This window comes from Meiothermus sp., assembly GCF_025056915.1.
Classification (GTDB): Bacteria; Deinococcota; Deinococci; order Deinococcales; family Thermaceae; genus Meiothermus.
Map to the genome: position 1 here is coordinate 1 of NZ_JANWVH010000007.1, position 16,288 is coordinate 16,288.

Annotated in this window: 30 protein-coding genes and 1 pseudogene; all 31 read left to right on the forward strand. The window is 61.5% G+C overall.

Annotation, left to right across the window (positions count from 1 at the left end; genetic code table 11):
- Positions 1 to 259, forward strand: a pseudogene (gene tuf / locus NZN28_RS02120) (elongation factor Tu); the annotation flags it as partial.
- 12 nt (positions 260 to 271) lie between these two features.
- On the forward strand, positions 272 to 586 hold the full coding sequence (gene rpsJ, locus NZN28_RS02125; RefSeq protein WP_119340854.1) for a 30S ribosomal protein S10: 315 nt from the start codon (positions 272 to 274) through the stop codon (positions 584 to 586).
- Positions 586 to 1,230 (forward strand): 50S ribosomal protein L3, encoded by a 645-nt coding sequence (gene rplC / locus NZN28_RS02130; protein WP_295395122.1) that lies wholly within the window; start codon positions 586 to 588, stop codon positions 1,228 to 1,230. The genes rpsJ and rplC overlap by 1 nt, the downstream gene beginning before the upstream one ends.
- A complete protein-coding gene (gene rplD, locus NZN28_RS02135) occupies positions 1,230 to 1,850 on the forward strand; it encodes a 50S ribosomal protein L4 (protein WP_295395123.1) in 621 nt (206 codons plus the stop codon). The genes rplC and rplD overlap by 1 nt, the downstream gene beginning before the upstream one ends.
- Entirely contained in the window at positions 1,850 to 2,140 is a 291-nt protein-coding gene (locus NZN28_RS02140) for a 50S ribosomal protein L23 (protein WP_295395124.1), read from the forward strand. The genes rplD and NZN28_RS02140 overlap by 1 nt, the downstream gene beginning before the upstream one ends.
- 211 nt (positions 2,141 to 2,351) lie before the next feature.
- Positions 2,352 to 3,179, forward strand: a complete 828-nt coding sequence (gene rplB, locus NZN28_RS02145) for a 50S ribosomal protein L2 (RefSeq protein ID WP_295395125.1) — start codon at positions 2,352 to 2,354, stop codon at positions 3,177 to 3,179.
- 9 nt (positions 3,180 to 3,188) lie between these two features.
- Complete coding sequence (rpsS, locus tag NZN28_RS02150; RefSeq protein ID WP_295395126.1) at positions 3,189 to 3,467, forward strand: 30S ribosomal protein S19; 279 nt, start codon at positions 3,189 to 3,191, stop codon at positions 3,465 to 3,467.
- 116 nt (positions 3,468 to 3,583) lie between these two features.
- Entirely contained in the window at positions 3,584 to 3,976 is a 393-nt protein-coding gene (rplV, locus tag NZN28_RS02155; protein ID WP_295395192.1) for a 50S ribosomal protein L22, read from the forward strand.
- Positions 3,969 to 4,730, forward strand: coding sequence for a 30S ribosomal protein S3 (gene rpsC, locus NZN28_RS02160; protein WP_295395127.1), 762 nt, complete (start codon positions 3,969 to 3,971; stop codon positions 4,728 to 4,730). Before rplV ends, rpsC begins: the two co-directional genes overlap by 8 nt.
- Before the next feature lie 3 nt (positions 4,731 to 4,733).
- The gene (gene rplP / locus NZN28_RS02165) at positions 4,734 to 5,159 is read left to right on the forward strand and encodes a 50S ribosomal protein L16 (protein ID WP_295395128.1); all 426 of its coding nucleotides are present in this window, start codon (positions 4,734 to 4,736) and stop codon (positions 5,157 to 5,159) included.
- The gene (rpmC, locus tag NZN28_RS02170) at positions 5,137 to 5,400 is read left to right on the forward strand and encodes a 50S ribosomal protein L29 (RefSeq protein WP_295395129.1); all 264 of its coding nucleotides are present in this window, start codon (positions 5,137 to 5,139) and stop codon (positions 5,398 to 5,400) included. The genes rplP and rpmC overlap by 23 nt, the downstream gene beginning before the upstream one ends.
- 14 nt (positions 5,401 to 5,414) lie before the next feature.
- Complete coding sequence (rpsQ, locus tag NZN28_RS02175) at positions 5,415 to 5,708, forward strand: 30S ribosomal protein S17 (protein ID WP_295395130.1); 294 nt, start codon at positions 5,415 to 5,417, stop codon at positions 5,706 to 5,708.
- Complete coding sequence (rplN, locus tag NZN28_RS02180; RefSeq protein ID WP_295395131.1) at positions 5,705 to 6,073, forward strand: 50S ribosomal protein L14; 369 nt, start codon at positions 5,705 to 5,707, stop codon at positions 6,071 to 6,073. The genes rpsQ and rplN overlap by 4 nt, the downstream gene beginning before the upstream one ends.
- 207 nt (positions 6,074 to 6,280) lie before the next feature.
- A complete protein-coding gene (gene rplX / locus NZN28_RS02185) occupies positions 6,281 to 6,610 on the forward strand; it encodes a 50S ribosomal protein L24 (RefSeq protein ID WP_295395132.1) in 330 nt (109 codons plus the stop codon).
- An 11-nt stretch (positions 6,611 to 6,621) separates the two neighbouring features.
- Positions 6,622 to 7,170, forward strand: coding sequence for a 50S ribosomal protein L5 (gene rplE, locus NZN28_RS02190; RefSeq protein WP_295395133.1), 549 nt, complete (start codon positions 6,622 to 6,624; stop codon positions 7,168 to 7,170).
- A gap of 30 nt (positions 7,171 to 7,200) precedes the next feature.
- A complete protein-coding gene (rpsN, locus tag NZN28_RS02195; RefSeq protein ID WP_295395134.1) occupies positions 7,201 to 7,470 on the forward strand; it encodes a 30S ribosomal protein S14 in 270 nt (89 codons plus the stop codon).
- 164 nt (positions 7,471 to 7,634) lie between these two features.
- Positions 7,635 to 8,030, forward strand: a complete 396-nt coding sequence (gene rpsH / locus NZN28_RS02200; RefSeq protein WP_295395135.1) for a 30S ribosomal protein S8 — start codon at positions 7,635 to 7,637, stop codon at positions 8,028 to 8,030.
- 95 nt (positions 8,031 to 8,125) lie between these two features.
- The gene (rplF, locus tag NZN28_RS02205; protein ID WP_295395136.1) at positions 8,126 to 8,665 is read left to right on the forward strand and encodes a 50S ribosomal protein L6; all 540 of its coding nucleotides are present in this window, start codon (positions 8,126 to 8,128) and stop codon (positions 8,663 to 8,665) included.
- 50 nt (positions 8,666 to 8,715) lie between these two features.
- Positions 8,716 to 9,054, forward strand: coding sequence for a 50S ribosomal protein L18 (gene rplR / locus NZN28_RS02210; RefSeq protein WP_295395137.1), 339 nt, complete (start codon positions 8,716 to 8,718; stop codon positions 9,052 to 9,054).
- An 80-nt stretch (positions 9,055 to 9,134) separates the two neighbouring features.
- Entirely contained in the window at positions 9,135 to 9,623 is a 489-nt protein-coding gene (gene rpsE / locus NZN28_RS02215) for a 30S ribosomal protein S5 (protein ID WP_295395138.1), read from the forward strand.
- Positions 9,623 to 9,799, forward strand: a complete 177-nt coding sequence (gene rpmD / locus NZN28_RS02220; RefSeq protein ID WP_295395139.1) for a 50S ribosomal protein L30 — start codon at positions 9,623 to 9,625, stop codon at positions 9,797 to 9,799. The genes rpsE and rpmD overlap by 1 nt, the downstream gene beginning before the upstream one ends.
- Positions 9,796 to 10,257, forward strand: coding sequence for a 50S ribosomal protein L15 (gene rplO, locus NZN28_RS02225; protein WP_295395140.1), 462 nt, complete (start codon positions 9,796 to 9,798; stop codon positions 10,255 to 10,257). Before rpmD ends, rplO begins: the two co-directional genes overlap by 4 nt.
- A gap of 1 nt (position 10,258) precedes the next feature.
- Positions 10,259 to 11,581, forward strand: a complete 1,323-nt coding sequence (secY, locus tag NZN28_RS02230; protein ID WP_295395141.1) for a preprotein translocase subunit SecY — start codon at positions 10,259 to 10,261, stop codon at positions 11,579 to 11,581.
- A gap of 195 nt (positions 11,582 to 11,776) precedes the next feature.
- Entirely contained in the window at positions 11,777 to 12,352 is a 576-nt protein-coding gene (locus NZN28_RS02235) for an adenylate kinase (protein WP_295395142.1), read from the forward strand.
- 22 nt (positions 12,353 to 12,374) lie between these two features.
- Positions 12,375 to 13,166 carry a type I methionyl aminopeptidase gene (gene map / locus NZN28_RS02240; protein WP_295395143.1) on the forward strand — a complete coding sequence of 264 codons (792 nt, stop codon included), beginning with the start codon at positions 12,375 to 12,377 and terminating at the stop codon, positions 13,164 to 13,166.
- 26 nt (positions 13,167 to 13,192) lie between these two features.
- On the forward strand, positions 13,193 to 13,411 hold the full coding sequence (gene infA, locus NZN28_RS02245; RefSeq protein ID WP_208015947.1) for a translation initiation factor IF-1: 219 nt from the start codon (positions 13,193 to 13,195) through the stop codon (positions 13,409 to 13,411).
- 32 nt (positions 13,412 to 13,443) lie between these two features.
- Positions 13,444 to 13,557 (forward strand): 50S ribosomal protein L36, encoded by a 114-nt coding sequence (rpmJ, locus tag NZN28_RS02250; protein WP_013014843.1) that lies wholly within the window; start codon positions 13,444 to 13,446, stop codon positions 13,555 to 13,557.
- 18 nt (positions 13,558 to 13,575) lie between these two features.
- Positions 13,576 to 13,956, forward strand: coding sequence for a 30S ribosomal protein S13 (rpsM, locus tag NZN28_RS02255; protein ID WP_295395144.1), 381 nt, complete (start codon positions 13,576 to 13,578; stop codon positions 13,954 to 13,956).
- A 147-nt stretch (positions 13,957 to 14,103) separates the two neighbouring features.
- Positions 14,104 to 14,505: a 30S ribosomal protein S11 gene (gene rpsK / locus NZN28_RS02260; protein WP_295395145.1), complete on the forward strand. Its 402-nt coding sequence runs from the start codon at positions 14,104 to 14,106 to the stop codon at positions 14,503 to 14,505.
- A gap of 112 nt (positions 14,506 to 14,617) precedes the next feature.
- Positions 14,618 to 15,235 carry a 30S ribosomal protein S4 gene (rpsD, locus tag NZN28_RS02265; protein WP_295395146.1) on the forward strand — a complete coding sequence of 206 codons (618 nt, stop codon included), beginning with the start codon at positions 14,618 to 14,620 and terminating at the stop codon, positions 15,233 to 15,235.
- Positions 15,236 to 15,307: 72 nt separating this feature from the next.
- Positions 15,308 to 16,282, forward strand: a complete 975-nt coding sequence (locus NZN28_RS02270) for a DNA-directed RNA polymerase subunit alpha (RefSeq protein ID WP_295395147.1) — start codon at positions 15,308 to 15,310, stop codon at positions 16,280 to 16,282.
- The last annotated feature ends 6 nt before the right edge of the window (positions 16,283 to 16,288 follow it).

Sequence of the window (16,288 nt, forward strand, 5' to 3'; positions counted from 1 at the left end):
GCACACCCTGAACAAGCAGGAGGGGGGTCCGGACACCGCGCTTTTCTCCACCTCTAGAGAGGTGTTCTACTTCCGCACCACCGACGTGACCGGGGTGGTGGAGCTGCCCGCCGGGGTGGAGATGGTCATGCCGGGGGACAACGTGACCTTCACGGTGGAGCTGATCAAGCCCATCGCCATGGAAGAAGGCCTGCGCTTCGCCATCCGCGAGGGCGGTCGTACCGTGGGTGCAGGTGTGGTCGCCAAAATTATCGAGTAAGGGAGGCCCTGAATGCCAAAGATTCGTATCAAACTTCGGGGCTTTGACCACAAGAGCTTGGACGCCTCGGCGGCCAAGATTGTGGAGACGGCCCGCCGCAGCGGGGCACAGGTGGCGGGCCCGGTGCCCCTGCCTACCCGCATCCGACGCTTCACGGTGTTGCGGGGCCCCTTCAAACACAAAGACAGCCGGGAGCACTTTGAACTGCGCACCCACAACCGCCTGGTGGACATCACCGACCCCACCCCCAAGACCATCGAGGGGCTTCGCAACCTCGACCTGCCCACCGGCGTTGAGATTGAACTCAAGATGGTAGGAGGCCGCTGATGAAGGGCATCCTTGGTACCAAAGTCGGAATGACCCAGGTCTGGAAGGGGGACAAGGCCATTCCCGTGACGGTGATTCTGGCCGGCCCCTGCCCCGTGGTGCAGCGTAAAACCACCGAAAAGGATGGCTACGAGGCGGTGCAGCTGGGCTTTCAGAGCCAGAAGTCCCAGCGGGTCAACAAGCCCCTCAAGGGGCATTTTGCCAAGGCGGGTATCGAGCCTGTTCGCTACCTGCGGGAGCTAAGGGGCTTCAACCCCGAGGGCAACACCGTGACGGTGAGCATTTTCAACCCCGGCGAGGTGGTGGATGTGACCGGCACCTCCAAAGGCCACGGGTTCACCGGAGTGATGAAGAAGTGGAACTTTGCCGGTGGTTACGACTCCCACGGGGCCCACAAAGTGCACCGGCACGGGGGGTCCATCGGTAACCGCAAGACCCCGGGCCGGGTCTTCAAGGGCAAGAAGATGGCCGGGCGCTGGGGCAACGAAAAAGTGACCATCCAGGGCCTCGAGGTCGTGGATGTGCTGGAGGGCGAGAACCTGATTCTGGTCAAAGGCTCGGTGCCGGGGGCCAACGGCAGCCTGGTGGTGGTGCGGCAGACCAGCAAAGTGCCCGCCCTCAAGGCCCAAAAGGGAGGTAAGTGATGTACAGCCTTCCGGTGCTCGGAAGCAACAAGACCGTGGAAGCGGTGCTTCCTGACAAAGTGAACGGCCACGTGCTCTACGAGGTCGTGCGCTGGCAGCTGGCCTCGCGCCGACGGGGCACGGCCGCAACCAAGACCCGTGGCATGGTGAACTTCACCACCAAGAAGATGTACGGCCAGAAGCACACCGGGCGGGCCCGCCACGGCGACTACGGAGCGCCCATTTTCGTTGGGGGCGGCACGGTTTTTGGCCCGCAGCCCCGCGACTACAGCTACACCCTGCCCAAAAAGGTACGCAAACTGGGCCTGGGCATGGCCCTGGCCGATCGGGCCCGGGAAGGCAAGCTCTTCCTGGTCGAGAACTTCCAGGGCGTGAACGGCAAAACCAAGGAGTTTGTGGCCTGGCTCAAAGCCCACAACCTCGAGGGCCTCTCCATCCTGCTGGTCACCAGCGACGAGAAGGTCGCCCGCGCGGCCCGCAACCTGCCCAAGGTGCGGGTGCTGGCCCCCGAAGGGCTCAACGTCTACGACATCATGCGCCAGGAGGCCCTGGTGATGGAGGCCGCCGCTTGGGAGGGTGTGCAGGCCCGGGTCAACCAGGGCGAGGGGGGTGAGGCCTGATGAAAACGCCCCACGACGTGCTCATTCAACCCGTGCTGTCGGAAAAAGCCTATGGCCGTTTCGCCGAAGGGGTGTATACCTTCTGGGTTCATCCCAAGGCCAACAAGACCGAGATTGCCAATGCTGTGGAAGCGGCTTTCAAGGTTAAGGTGGTGCGGGTCAACACCCAGAATGTGCTGGGTAAAGACAAGCGCCTTGGCCGCTTCATGGGCAAGCGCCCCGATCGCAAAAAGGCCATTGTCACGGTGGCCCCTGGCCAGAAGATCGAAGCCCTGGAGGGACTGATCTAGGCGATGCACCCCAAACTGTGGGGAGTTTTTAGCGGGAGGTGGGGGAGATGGTCTTCAATAAAGCAAACCAACGGCTTTTTCGCAGCCAATTGCCCACCTCCAGACCGCCTCGAGACCGAGTGGTGCGCCAGAACGCACCAATGAAGGGGCACAAAATCCACTTGGCATCAGGACGACTCGGTTAGTCCGTATCAGGTGAGAGGAAAAGAAAATGGCAGTAAAGAAGTTCAGACCCTACACCCCATCGCGCCGCTTCATGACGGTGGCCGACTTCTCCGACCTGACCAAGAAGCGTCCGGAGAAGAGCCTGACCGCCCCCTTGAAAAAAACCGGGGGGCGCAACAACCAAGGCCGCACCACCAGCCGCTTCATCTCCGGGGGCCACAAGCAGCTCTACCGCATCATTGACTTCCGCCGCCGCGACAAGGCCGGTATTCCGGCGCGGGTGGCGGCCCTCGAGTACGACCCCAACCGCACCGCCCGGATTGCTCTGCTGTTTTACCGGGATGGCGAGAAGCGCTACATTCTGGCCCCCGATAGCCTCCAGGTGGGCAGCACCGTAGTTAGCGGCCCCGAAGCGGCCATTGCGGTGGGCAACGCCCTTCCGCTGCGCTTTATCCCGGTGGGTACGGTGATTCATGCAGTGGAGCTCGAGCCCGGCAAAGGCGCCAAGATGGCCCGCAGCGCCGGTACCAGCGTGCAGGTACAGGGCCGCGAAGGCGACTATGTGATCCTGCGGCTGCCCTCGGGGGAGCTGCGCAAGGTGCATGGCGAGTGCTACGCCACGGTGGGGGTGGTTTCCAACGCCGATCACAAGAACATCGTGCTGGGCAAAGCCGGTCGCAAGCGGCACCTGGGGCGCAAAGGCCACGTGCGCGGTACGGTGATGAACCCGGTAGACCACCCGCACGGGGGTGGTGAAGGGCGTGCGCCCCGCGGTCGTCCTCCGGTTTCGCCCTGGGGCCAGCAGGCCAAAGGTCTCAAAACCCGCAAGAAGAAGAAGCCCTCGAGCGCGCTTATCGTGTCTCGTCGCAAATAGAGGTGCACTATGCCACGCAGCTTGAAAAAAGGAATTTTCGTGGAAGGCCACCTGCTGGAAAAAGTCGAGGCGATGAACGCCAAAGGCGAAAAGCGGGTGATCAAAACCTGGAGCCGCCGGAGCACCATCGTGCCGGAAATGATCGGCCACACCCTGGCGGTTTACAACGGCAAGCAGCACGTACCGGTCTACATCACCGAACAGATGGTCGGGCATAAGCTCGGCGAGTTCTCGCCCACCCGCACCTACCGGGGCCACAGCAAAGAGGCCAAGACCGCCAAGAAGTAAGGGGGCCAATCATGGAAGCCAGAAAGCGTCTTAAAAAAGGCGAGCGCAGCGATATCCGCAAAGACCTGCGCGATGTACACTACCCCGGTTCGGCGGGCTTGCAGCGCTATGCCCGGATGTCCCTGCGCCAGCGGAGCGAGGCTTTGCAGGGCGAAAAACCCCACACTTATGCGCAGGCCACCGCCCGCTACGTTCGTATGTCGCCCCAGAAGGTGCGCCTGGTGGTGGACCTGATCCGCGGCAAAAAGCTGGAAGAGGCCCGCGCCATCCTCAAGTACACCCCGCACCGCGCGTCGGAGATTGTGGCCAAGGTGCTCGAGTCGGCTGCCGCCAACGGCATGAACGACGACCGCAAGAACATGATCGAAGACCAGATCTTCGTCAAGGCGGCCTACGTGGACGAGGGGCCGGCCATCAAGCGGATGCTGCCCCGGGCTCGAGGGAGCGCCAACATGATCAAAAAGCGTACCAGCCACATCACCATCATCGTGGGGGAGAAAAATGGGTAACAAGATCAATCCCGTCGGCCTGCGCCTGGGCATTACCCGCGAGTTTGAGTCGCGCTGGTATGCGGGTAAAAAGTCTTATGCCAAAATCCTGCAAGACGACCGCCTGATTCGCCAGACCATCGAGAAAGAGCTCCGTCCGGCGGGCCTGGCCCGCATTGACATCGAACGCGCCGCCGACAACATTGCCGTTACCGTTTATGCGGCCAAGCCCGGCGTGGTGATTGGCCGGGGGGGCGAAACCATCAAGCGCCTGCGCGAGACCTTGCAGAGCAAGTTCCCCGGCAAGGCGGTTGCCCTGAACGTACAGGAAGTGGGCAACCCCAACCTGTCCGCGCCCCTGGTCGCCCAGCGCGTGGCCGAACAGATCGAACGCCGCTTCGCGGTGCGCCGGAGCATCAAGCAGGCGGTGCAGCGGGTTCGTGAATCCGGGGCGCAGGGCGCCAAAATTGTGGTCTCGGGGCGCATTGGCGGGGCTGAACAGGCCCGTGTGGAGTGGGCAGCTGAGGGCCGCGTGCCCCTGCACACCCTGCGGGCCAACATCGACTACGGCACCGCCCGGGCCGAGACCACCTACGGTTCGCTGGGGGTCAAGGCCTATGTCTTTATGGGTGAAGTGATTGGCGGCAAGAAGATTGTGCCGGGCGCAGCGCCTACGGCCCGCCCCGCAGCGCCAAAGCGCGAACGCGAAGACAGCAAGCCCCGGCGCCGCTCGGCGGTACGCAAGGCCACCGCCGGGGCTAAGGAAGGTGAATAGAGCATGTTGATGCCCAAACGCATGAAGTACCGCAAAGCCCACCGGGGCCGGATGCGGGGTACGGCCAAGGGAGGCGACTACGTGGCTTTCGGCGAGTGGGGCCTGGTCGCCATGGAGCCTTCCTGGGTGACCAGCCAGCAGATCGAGGCGGCCCGTGTGGCCATGGTGCGCCACTTCCGCCGCGGCGGCAAAATTTTCATTCGAATCTTCCCCGACAAGCCCTTTACCAAGAAGCCCCTGGAAGTGCGCATGGGTAAGGGCAAGGGCAATGTGGAGGGGTATGTGGCGGTGGTCAAGCCGGGCCGTGTGATGTTTGAGGTTTCCGGCGTAACCGAAGAGCAGGCCCGGGAAGCCCTCCGTCTGGCCGGGCACAAGCTGCCCATTCAAACCAAGGTGGTGAGACGCGATGCCTACGACGAAGCCCAGTGAGCTGCGCAAGCTGCCGGTGCAGGAGCTGCAAAAGCGAATTCAGGACACCAAGAAAGAACTGATGGAACTGCGCTTCCAGTCCAGCATCGGACAGCTCGATAAGAACCATCGAGTCACCCAAGCCAAGCGCGAGATTGCGCGCATGCTGACCGTGCTGGGGGAAAAGGCCCGGGGGGCCGATGGGGAAAGCCAGCCCTCATCCAAGCCTGCCTCTAAAAAGCCCCGCGCCAGGAAGGCCTGAGAAAGGAGTTTGCAATGCCCAAGAAAGTTCTGACCGGCGTGGTGGTGAGCGATAAGGCGCAGAAGACCGTCACGGTTCTGGTAGAGCGCCAGATGCAACACCCGCTGTATGGCAAGGTCATCAAGCAATCCAAAAAGTACCTTGCCCACGACGAGAACGACCAGTACAAACTCGGCGACATCGTCGAGATCAGAGAAGCTACCCCGATATCCAAAAACAAGAAGTTCGTGGTGGTGGGGCGCCTCGAGGAAGGCCGCATGGATCTGGTCGAGCGCTACCAACTGCGCAAGGAGCGTGGTAACGCGTGATTCAGCAAGAAACTGTGCTGGAAGTTGCCGACAACACCGGTGCCCGTAAAATTGCCTGCATCCGGGTGATGGGGGGCCACTACCGCAAGTACGCCAGCGTGGGCGATATCATTGTGGCCTCGGTCAAGGAGGCCATTCCCCGGGGCATGGTGAAAGAGGGCGATGTGGTCAAGGCGGTGGTGGTGCGAACCGCCAAGGAAATTCGCCGTCAGGATGGTTCTTCCATCCGTTTCGACACCAATGCGGCGGTCATCATCAACCCGCAGAACGAGCCGAGGGGCACCCGTGTGTTTGGCCCGGTGGCCCGCGAACTGCGCGAGCGAGGCTTCATGAAAATTGTTTCGCTGGCGCCTGAAGTGCTTTGAGGAGGGTGTGCGGGTTCTTGCCGTAGGCAAGTGGTCCGATGCACAGGGGGCTTTAGGGTCTTCTGTCCCGCACCCGGCTTGTTGGGGAGAGGTCGGCTTCCGAGCAAGCCCTAGCCAGAGATGCTTTTTGGGCCGGTTTCTGCTACACTCTTCTTTTGGTGTCTTGGGTCTGGCAGGACTGGCGCTGGAAGCAAAATCGGAGGAAAAATGAAGGTACATGTCAAAAAGGGCGACACCGTGAAAGTGCTTTCCGGCAAGGAAGGGCTGCGCGGCGCCACCGGTAAAATCAAAGCGGTCATGCCCAAAGAGGGGCTGGTGGTGGTGGAGGGGCTCAACCTGATCAAGAAGGCCGTGCGCCCCAACCCCCGCAACCCCCAGGGAGGGTTCATCGAAACCGAGGCACCCATTCACGCCTCCAAGGTGATGCCCATCTGCCCGAGCTGCGAGAAGCCTACCCGCATCCGCAAAAAGCTACTGCCCGATGGAACCAAGGTGCGGGCCTGCGCCAAGTGTGGTGGGGTGCTGGACACCAAGTAAGGGGGTTGTGAATGCCACTGGAAGTTGCCCTGAAGAAACGTTACCTCGAGGAGATTCGACCCGAGTTGATGAAGCGGTTTGGCTACGAGAACATCATGGCGGTGCCCCGCCTGGTGAAAATTGTGGTCAACCAGGGCCTTGGCGAAGCCAAGGAGGATAGCCGCATTCTGGAAAAAGCCGGCAAGGAGCTGGCGGTGATCACCGGGCAGCAGCCGGCCATCACCCGTGCGAAGAAGTCCATCTCCAACTTCAAGCTCCGCCAGGGGATGCCCATCGGTTTGCGGGTTACGCTGCGCGGGGATCGGATGTGGATTTTTGCCGAGAAGCTGATTCATATTGCCCTGCCGCGCATCCGCGATTTTCGCGGGGTCAATCCTGGGGCCTTTGATGGCCGCGGTAACTACAACCTGGGCCTGCGTGAGCAAGCCATCTTCCCCGAGATTACCTTCGATATGGTGGACGCGGTGCGGGGGATGGACATTGCGGTGGTCACCACGGCCAAGACCGATGAAGAAGCTCGAGCCCTGCTGGAACTCCTGGGCTTCCCCTTCAGGAAGTAAGTTTGACTCATTCAGAAAGGAGGTGAAACGATGGCCAAGAAATCACAGGTCGAGAAGATGAAGCGCAAACTCAAAACCATCGCCAAGTATGCGGCCAAGCGGGCGGCCCTCAAGGCGGCGGGCGATTACGCGGCCCTGGCCGAGCTGCCCCGCGACGCCAGCCCAACCCGCCACAAGAACCGTTGCGCGGTAACGGGCCGTTCCAAGGCTTTCTTGCGTTACTTCGGCATCTCGCGTCTTCAGTTCCGCGAAATGGCTCACAAGGGTCAGTTGCCGGGGGTCAAGAAAGCCAGTTGGTAAAGATGGCTTTGTAGGTCGGTGAGTTTTCGCCGATACCGCAAGGCCGATTCTGCGGGTGCCCTCTGTGGGGGTTCTGAACTGGCAGGTTGGCTATTTTGGCCAAGACCGGGTTCCGCAAACCTCCAGGCCCAACAGAGCCGCCCAGGAAGTAAGGAGATTTTGCAATGCTCAGTGATCCGATTGCCGATATGCTGACCCGGATTCGCAACGGAGTCCAGGTCTACAAGGAGAGCGTGGATGTGCCTGCTTCTAAGTTCAAGCAGCAGATTGCCAGCATCCTTGTCAAGGAAGGTTTTCTCAAGGGAATGGAGCAGGTTGAGGTGGATGGCAAGCCCTACCTTCGCCTGACCCTCAAATACGGCCCCCGCCGCGAACGGGTCATCCAGCACATCCAGCGGGTGAGCCGTCCGGGTCGTCGAGTGTACGTGACAGCCGAGAACCTACCCCGCGTGCGCCGCGGCCTGGGGCTGGCCATCGTCTCGACCTCCAAGGGGCTGTTGCCGGACCGCGAAGCCCGCAAGCTGGGGGTGGGTGGCGAAGTGATTTGCGAGGTGTGGTAGCCCCACCCCAATTTGAGCCGCCCCCAAGAGCGGCCTGGGCTGCCCCGGGCAGCCATCGCGCTCAAATCGGGGGCCCCAGTAAGGAGAAAGTGAACATGTCTCGAATTGGAAAACAACCCATCACCTTGCCCAAGGGTGTGACCGTCGAGGTGACCAGCGGGCTGGTCAAGGTTAAGGGGGCCAAGGGTGAACTGTCTGTGCCGGTGCATGCCGACCTGACCATCAAGAACGAAAACGGCACCATCACAGTGAGCCGTCCCTCCGATAGCCGCACCCACAAAAGCCTGCATGGCCTGACCCGCACCCTGATTGCCAACGCGGTTCAGGGCGTTTCGACGGGTTATGTAAAGGAAATGATCATCAGCGGTACCGGTTACCGTGCGGCCATGCAGGGCAAGAACCTCGAGCTCACCGTGGGGCATAGCCACAAAGACATTGTTACCCCCCCCGCCGGCATCACCTTCGAGGTGCCCGAACCCACCAAAATCCGCATCGTGGGGATTGACAAGCAACTGGTAGGTCAGGTAGCAGCCAACGTACGGGCGGTGCGTCCACCCGATGCCTACCACGCCAAGGGCATTCGCTATGCCGACGAGGTGATCAAGACCAAGCCCGGCAAGACTGCGGGCAAGTAGCCCCACCCATGCATAAGAGGATGGGGGCAGTTTAGCAGAAAGGAGAGTCTGTGGCCCGTTTGTCCACTGAAGACCGCCGCAAGTTTCGGGTGCGCAATGCCGTCAAAGCCTCAGGCCGGCTGCGCCTCAGCGTTCACCGCAGCTTGCAGCACATCTACGCACAAATCATTGACGACAGCAAAGGGGAGACCCTGGCTGCTGTCTCGAGCAAGTCCCTCAAGCTTTCGGGCAACAAAACCGAAGTGGCCCGGAAAGTGGGCGTAGCCATTGCAGAGGCAGCCAAGGCCAAGGGAATTGTCCAGGTGGTCTTTGACCGGGGTGCCTTCAAATACCACGGGCGCGTCAAGGCCCTGGCCGATGGTGCACGTGAAGGGGGACTGGAGTTCTGAGCCGAAGGCCAAAAGCCTGAAGCCCAAGGCGCTGATCCTGGCTTTCAGCTTTCTGCCTTCCGCCTTCAGCGAGGTTACATATGCCTGAAACCGATTTTGAAGAAAAGATGATCTTTGTGCGCCGCACTTCCAAGACCTACCAGGGGGGGCGTCGCTTCCGCTTCGGTGCCCTGGTGGCCGTGGGAGACCGGCAGGGCCGGGTGGGCCTGGGTCTGGGCAAGGCCAAGGAAGTCCCCATGGCGGTGCAAAAAGCCAACAACTACGCCAAGCGTGAGATGATCGAGGTGCCCCTGCACAACGGCACTATTCCGCACGAGATCAGCGTGACCTGGGGTTCTTCCACCATCCTGCTGCGTCCGGCGGCGCCGGGAACCGGGGTGATTGCGGGCCAGGTGCCCCGCGCCATCCTCGAGCTGGCTGGCATCACCGATATCCTGACCAAGGAGCTGGGCTCCCGCAACGCGGTGAACATCGCCTATGCCACCATGGAAGCCCTGCGCCAGCTCCAGACCTGGGACGATGTGAAGCGCCTGCGCAAAGCCCCTGCCAAACCCGAGGAGGTGGCCTGATGGCAACCGTCAAGGTTCGGCTGGTCAAGAGCCCCATCGGCTATCCCAAAGACCAGAAAGCCGCCCTCAAGGTGCTGGGCCTGACTAAGATGAACCGTGTGCGTGAGGTGCAGGACAACCCGGCCATGCGCGGTCAAATCCGCAAGGTGTCCCACCTGGTGGAGGTGCTGGAATGAAACTCACCGATATTCGTCCCAACCAGGGGGCCAACAAACGCCACAAGCGCGTGGGTCGGGGTCCCGGCTCGGGCAAGGGCAAGACCGCCGGGCGCGGTCACAAGGGCCAGAAATCCCGCTCGGGCGGCCTCAAGAACCCGGCCCGCTTTGAGGGGGGCCGCTCCACCCTTCTGATGCGCCTGCCCAAGCGCGGCATGAAGGGCGACTCCCACGGCGAACTCAAGCGGGTGGAATACCAGGTGGTCAACCTGGGCGCCATTGCCAAACACTTCACCTCCGGCGAAGTAGGCCCCGAAGCCCTGGCCAAGGCGGGTCTGGTGCGTCCAGGGTATCCCGTCAAGGTGCTGGCCCAGGGGGATGCCAGGGGCGTTAGGGTGCATGCCCACAAGTTCTCGCAAGCAGCCGTCGAAAAACTAAAGGCTGCGGGCGGCGAGGCGGTTGTGCTCGAGGGGGCCTAGAATGCTCGCGGCCTTCCGCTCCGCCATCGTCATCCCTGAGCTGCGTAAGCGCATCCTGTTTACGCTCTTGGTGCTGGCGCTGTATCGGTTGGGAACCTTCATCCCCACCCCTGGGGTGGACATCAGCAAGATCCGCGAGTTTCTGGGTACCCAGGCGGGGAGTGCCTTGGGTCTGGTCAACCTGTTCTCCGGCGGCAACTTTGAACAGTTCTCGATCTTTGCCCTGGGCATCATGCCCTACATCACCGCCGCCATCATCATGCAGCTGCTGGTCACGGTGATTCCGGCGCTGGAAAAGCTGCAAAAGGAAGGCGAGGAAGGCCGCCGCATCATCACCCAGTACACCCGCTATGCCGGTATTGCCCTGGGGGCGGTACAGGGCTTGTTTCTGGCCACGGCCTTTTTGGGTTCGAACAACGGGGCTTTCCTGCTCCCCGGCTGGGAACCCGGCTTCTTCTTTTACTTTGTGGTGGTGGTGACCCAGGTGGCCGGCATTGCCCTGTTGCTCTGGATGGCCGAGCGGATCACCGAATACGGTATCGGCAACGGTACCAGCATGGTGATCTTTGCGGGCATCGTGGCCTCCTGGCTGCCCCAGCTGGGCCGCACCTTCGGCCTGGTGCGCACCGGCGAGGTCAACCTGATTGCCCTCCTGATCTTCCTGGCCTTTATCGTGCTGGCTTTTGGGGCCATGGCCGCCGTGCAGCAGGCCGAGCGGCGCATTCCGGTACAGTACGCCCGCAAGCAGGTAGGCCGCAAGATGTTTGGCGGTCAGGCCACCTACATCCCCATCAAACTCAATGCAGCGGGGGTCATCCCCATTATTTTTGCGGCGGCGTTGCTCCAACTCCCGCTCTTTATTACCGGGGTCTTCCCTGAGTCGTCGTTGGCCCAGGGGGTTGCCAACTTTTTTACCCCCAACCGCTTTCCCGGTCTGCTGATTGAGGTTCTGCTGATTGTGGGGTTTACCTACGTCTATACCGCCGTGCAGTTTGACCCCCGCCGAATTTCGGAGAACCTGCGCGAGTATGGGGGTTTCATTCCCGGTATTCGCCCCGGCGACCCCACGGTGAAGTTCCTGGAGCACATTGTCTCCCGCCTGACCCTGTGGGGGGCCATCTTCCTGGGCATTGTGGCGGCCCTGCCCACCATCATGCAAAACGTGACGGGCGTGACCACCTTGGCCTTCCACTTCTCGGGCATCAGCCTGTTGATTGTGGTCGGGGTTGCGCTCGACACCCTGCGCCAGATTGAAGCCCAGTTGCAGATGCGCAACTACGAGGGATTCTTGTCCAAGGGTCGGCTGCGGGGCCGTACCCGCTAGGATTTCGCCGTAGCCCGAACAGTGATGGGTGGTTTCAGGCAGCACGGGTTATCAATCGTCGGGGGACATGGGTCTAGGGCTAATTTTGCTGAAGGTTTTGCAGGCTATTGATGGATTATCGGCCTTACCGGACAGCGTGTTGGATTCACGCAGGCACTACGAAGAGCGGGAGCGCGATAAGGAGACGGTAGAGATATGGCAGAGGCGGTCATCTTCCTAGGCCCCCCTGGCGCAGGCAAGGGTACCCAGGCCAAGCGCCTGGCTTCCGAGATGGGCTTCAAGCAGCTTTCAACGGGTGACATATTGCGCAGCCACGTGGCCCGTGGCACCGAGCTGGGCCAGCTGGCCAAGCCCCTCATGGATGCCGGCAAGCTGGTTCCCGACGAGATTATTTTGGGCTTGATCGGGGCCGAGCTGGCCGCCATGCCCGACCCCAAGGTCATCTTTGATGGCTTTCCCCGCACCCTGGCCCAGGCCGAAGCCCTGGATCGACTTTTGCAGGAGCAGCACATTCGCTTGCTGGGGGTTTTGCTGGTCACGGCCCCCGAGGACGAACTGGTGCGGCGCTTGCTGGGCCGGGCGCTGGAAGAAGGCCGTTCGGATGACAACGAGGAGACCATCCGGGCCCGGATGGTGGAGTACCGCCAGAAAACCCAGCCTTTGGTGGACTACTACCAAAAAACCGGCAGCCTGAAGGAAATCAACGGCCTGGGCAAGGTGGACGAGGTCTACCGGGCCATTCAGGAAGCCCTGGGCATCCCCGCCGCCTAGAGCCCAGTCCCTTTTAGCGAATATGGCCATCCACATCAAATCGCCCTGGGAAATCGAGAAGATGACCCGCACCGGTCAGCTTCATACCGCTATCTTTGCCGAGGTGGAGCCCCACATCCGGCCTGGGGTAAGCACCCTCGAGCTTGACCAGATCATCCTGCGGGCGATTCAGCGGGTGGGGGGCAAAGCGCCCCAGATTGGCTACCGGGCGGGTGGGCAGATACCTTACCCCAGCGCAACCTGCATGTCCATAGACGATGTGGTGGTGCACGGCTTGCCCTCCAAACGCCCTTTGCAGGAGGGGGAGCTCCTCAAGATTGATTTTCTCTTTACCCACGATGGCTACACCACCGACATGGCCCGCACCTATGCGGTGGGCCAGGTCTCACCCGAAGCCCAGAAGCTGATGCAGGTGACCGAGGAAGCCTTCTGGCTGGGCCTGGAACTCATGCAGCCGGGCAAGCGCATCGGTGATGTGGCTGCGGCAGTGCAGGATTTTGTAGAGAAGAAGCACGGCCTGTGGTGTATCCGCGAGATGGTGGGGCACGGGGTGGGGCGGGAGCTGCACGAAGACCCCCAGGTGCCCAACTATGGCGACCCCGGCAAAGGCCCCAAGCTGCGCCCCGGCATGACCCTGGCCTTCGAGCCGATGGTTGCTTTGTACCCTGCCAAGATGGTAATATTGGCGGATGGTTGGACGGCCACGGTTGGCAAAGGCAACCTGGCGGCCCACTACGAAAACACAGTGCTTATTACCGAGTCTGGCCCTCGCCTCTTGACGGGGAGCCAGAAATCTGTGCCGGTGGGGCGCTAGGCGGGATTTGCGCTAGGAGGAGATGCTTGGCCAAGGAGAAGGACACAATTCGAGCCGAAGGGGTCATCAGCGAAGCGCTGCCCAACACCACATTTCGGGTGCAGCTCGACAACGGCCCCGAGATTCTCTGCTACATCTCAGGCAAGATGCGCATGAACTACATCCGCATTTTGCCGGGAGACCGGGTGGTGGTCGAGATTACCCCCTACGACCCAACCCGGGGCAGGATCGTTTACAGAAGGTAGGGCATAGAGCCAGGGCAACCGAAGGAGTAACCATGAAAGTGCGTACCTCAGTCAAGAAAATGTGCGACAAGTGCAAGGTCATCAAGCGCCATGGGCGCGTGTATGTGATCTGCGAAGACCCTACCCACAAGCAGCGTCAAGGCTAAACGGAAGGAGGTGAAGGAATGGCTCGTATTTCTGGTGTGGAAATCCCCCGCAACAAGCGCGTGGACATTGCCCTGACCTATGTGTACGGGGTGGGCCCGGCCCGTGCGAAAGAAGCCCTGGCAGCCACCAACGTCAATCCGGCGACCCGGGTCAAAGACCTCAGCGAGGCCGAGGTGGCCCGGCTGCGTGAGTTTGTGGAAAACACCTACAAGCTCGAGGGCGAACTGCGCGCCGAGGTGGCCAGCAATATCAAGCGCCTGATGGACATCGGCTGCTACCGGGGCTTGCGTCACCGTCGGGGACTGCCCGTGCGCGGCCAGCGGACCCGGACCAACGCCCGCAGCCGCAAGGGGCCCCGCAAGACCGTGGCCGGCAAGAAAAAGGCCCCCCGCAAGTAGTGAACATGGGGTAGTGGCTCGAGTTTTTTCGCAACCCCCCGATAAAGCTGGAACGTAGATGCGCCAATGGTGCATCGTGTACACGCCAGTTGAGACTCCTGATACCGCTCCACTTCCCTTTTTCCGTGGAGCAAACGCGAGGAGAGTATGGCTGAGAAAAAAGCTTCAAGCAGTCGCAAGAAGAAGGTCAAACGTCAAGTAACGACGGGCCGGGCGTTTATTCACGCCTCCTACAACAACACCATTGTGACCATCACCGATACCAACGGCCACCCGATTACCTGGTCGTCGGGGGGGGTGATTGGCTACAAGGGCAGCCGCAAGGGGACGCCCTATGCGGCCCAGCTGGCGGCGATGGATGCCGCCAAGAAGGCCCAGGGTTTTGGGATGAGCAGTGTGGAAGTGGTGGTGCGCGGCACCGGCGCAGGCCGTGAGCAGGCCATTCGGGCTTTGCAGGCCAGTGGGCTCCAGGTGCGCTCCATTGTGGACGACACCCCCCTGCCGCACAACGGCTGCCGTCCCCGCAAGAAGTTCCGCAAAACCGTCTAAGTATCGCTGCTGGGGTGAAACTTTGGTTCCCTGCTTCACCCTGCTGGTCTGGGGAACCCGGTTGGGAGAGCGCTGAGAGCAGTCTGGCTACCCGACCGATGGAGGAGAGAGAATGGGTCGTTATAGAGGGCCAATCGTAAAAGTGGCGCGTCACCTTGGGGTGAACGTGGCCGAGACCGAAAAAGTTCAAAAATACCTGGATCGCCGCCCGTATGCGCCGGGCCAGCACGGCCAGAAGCGCAAGGGCCGTCCCTCCGACTTCGCGGTGCGCCTGCGCGAGAAGCAAAAACTGCGCTTCATCTACGATGTCTCGGAAACGCAGTTCCGCAACCTCTTCGAAGAGGCCAGCCGCAAGAAAGGCGTGACCGGTACGGTCTTCCTGCAACTGCTCGAGAGCCGTCTGGACAACGTGGTGTTCCGCCTGGGCATTGCCTCGACCCGCCGCCAGGCCCGGCAGTTTGTGCGCCACGGTCACATTCTGGTCAACGGTCGGCGGGTGACGGTTCCCGGCTATCGCCTGCGTCAAGGGGACGAAATCAAGGTATCGGAGAAGGCCAAGAAAATGGACTTTATCGTCCAGAACGTCGAACGCTTCAAGAACCGCAAGGCCTTCCCCTGGCTGGAATTTAACGCCGACACCATGACCGGGCGCTTCCTGCGCGTACCCGAGCGGGAAATGCTCTCGCTGCCGGTGAACGAACAGTTGGTGATCGAGTTCTACTCGAGGTAAGCGTTGTGAGCCTAGCGTCGAGGCCGGGTCAAGCCCCTCAGACCCCCCTCGACACCTCCAGAGGAGGAAATTTTGGAAACCACCAAGACCAAAGCCCCTGTTTTCAACGCCCGCATTGACGGGAACTACGGCGAGTTTGTGCTCGAGCCCCTCGAGCGGGGATTCGGCGTGACCCTGGGTAACCCGCTGCGTCGAATTTTGCTGTCCTCGATTCCCGGTACCGCCGTCACCAGCGTTTACATCGAAGACGTGCTGCACGAGTTTTCCACCATTCCAGGGGTCAAGGAAGATGCCATTCAGCTCATCCTGAACCTCAAGGAGCTGGTCGTGCGCTTTGCCAATCCGGGCAGCGGCCCCAAGACCCTCACCCTTCGGGCCACCGGCCCCAAGGTGGTGTATGCCCGGGACCTCGAGTGCCCCCCCGATGCCGAGGTGGTCAACCCCGACCAGTACATTGCAACGCTGGAAGAGAAGGGCAAGCTGGTCATGGAGGTGCGGGTAGATGAAGGCACCGGCTATGTGCCGGCAGAAAAACACGGCATCAAAGACCGGATCTCCTCGATTCCGGTGGATGCCCTCTACTCGCCCGTGCGCCGGGTGGCCTACCAGGTGGAGGATACCCGTCTGGGCCAGCGCACCGACCTGGACAAGCTGACCCTGCGGGTCTGGACCAACGGCTCGGTTTCGCCCATGGATGCGCTGCAACAATCGGTGGCCATCCTGCGCGAACAACTCGGCTTCTTCGATCAGTCGCCAGTAGTGCGCTTCGAACACAAGCCCGCCCCGGCCACGGCCACAGCCGCCCCTGCGGCTTCTGCTGCCCCGGCTCCGGCAGCCCCGGTGGCCAAGGGAGTGGGTCTTACCCTGGACGACCTGGGCCTGACCACCCGCGTTTTGCACAACCTCAAGGAGGAGGGCATCGAGAGCGTGGAAAGCCTGCTGGCCCTCTCCGAGCGCGAACTCAAGAAAGTGCCGGGCATTGGCGACCGCAGCCTGCAAGAGATTAAGGACTGCCTGGCCCAGCACGGGCTGGTAATGAAAGACTAGCGTCGC